This is a genomic window from Vibrio sp. M260118 (assembly GCF_036533755.1).
In the GTDB taxonomy this organism is placed as follows: domain Bacteria; phylum Pseudomonadota; class Gammaproteobacteria; order Enterobacterales; family Vibrionaceae; genus Vibrio.
Map to the genome: position 1 here is coordinate 1 of NZ_JATABG010000616.1, position 1,134 is coordinate 1,134.

A 1,134-nucleotide genomic window follows, 5' to 3' on the forward strand; every position below is an offset into this window, starting at 1 on the left:
ATTTACGCTAGCAAGAAAATTGTCGCAGTCGGCGGCGGTCATGGTCTCGGACGGATGCTCGCTGCACTCAAAGATTTTGGGTCCAACGCGACAGGAATCGTCGCCACCACAGATAACGGCGGCTCTACTGGACGCATCCGCGATTGCCAAGGGGGAATCGCTTGGGGGGATACTCGCAACTGTATCAACCAACTTATTACTGAACCTTCGATAAGTTCAATGATGTTCGAATACCGTTTCAAAGGTTCTGGTGAACTCGATGGCCACAACTTGGGCAATCTAATGTTAACCGCCCTCGATAACCTCTCCGTTCGCCCGCTTGAAGCCACTAACCTTATTCGTAATATGCTCAAAGTCGATGTAAATATCATTCCGATGTCAGAGCACCCTTCAGACTTAAAAGCCCTCGCGACCAATGGCCGATGGGTCACTGGCGAAACCAGTGTTGACGAGATGCCGGATAAGTTAACTAGGCTTGATCTCGAACCTGAAGTACCTGCCACTAAAGAAGCGGTACTTGCCATTGAACAGGCTGACGCCATGATTCTTGGCCCAGGAAGCTTTCTAACCAGTATTATGCCGCCACTGCTACTACCAGAAGTAGGGCGTGCTATCGCAAACAATAAAAAAGCCAAACTTATCTTCGTCGAAAACCTCTCGCCTGAGTATGGTCCGGCAGGAAAGATGACTCTACAGGAGAAATTGGAATGGTGTGAGCGCTCATGCCAAGGGCGAAAAATCGATATCGTATTAGGCGAGGAGCCACACCCTGAACTGGAAGATTGGAACTGTATGACAACGCCGTTAGCTTCACCCAATCGCGACTGGCGTCATGACCGAGCGAAGTTACAACATGCGGTAGAACAGCTACTCGTCAAATAGTGTTTGGTATCTCTGTTGGGTTTCACTCAGCAGAGATAACATGTTCTTTTTGTACTCATCAGAGTTGAGATTAACGCCTGACTTAGCAACCGAATCCACTTCAACCGAGTAAGTACGTAATGCCTCAGCACCAAAGCTCGCCGCACTGCTTTTTAGCGCGTGGCTAATCTCTTTCAGGTAGTCTTCTTGCTCGCTACCCTCTAGCTGAGAGGGCTGGTCAATGTACATTTTTAACTCACCAAGAAAGATCTC

2 protein-coding genes are annotated in these 1,134 nt (G+C 48.7%); one reads left to right on the forward strand and one right to left on the reverse strand.

From position 1 onward, the window contains the following. Nucleotides 1-882, forward strand: an 882-nt coding sequence (locus QTO00_RS20040) for a YvcK family protein (RefSeq protein WP_331426313.1), incomplete at its 5' end; no start/stop codon positions are given. Here QTO00_RS20040 and QTO00_RS20045 read toward each other — a convergent pair. Then, a partial coding sequence (locus QTO00_RS20045; protein WP_331426314.1) for an Hpt domain-containing protein occupies nt 868-1,134 on the reverse strand: 267 nt, incomplete at its 5' end. The genes QTO00_RS20040 and QTO00_RS20045 overlap by 15 nt on opposite strands.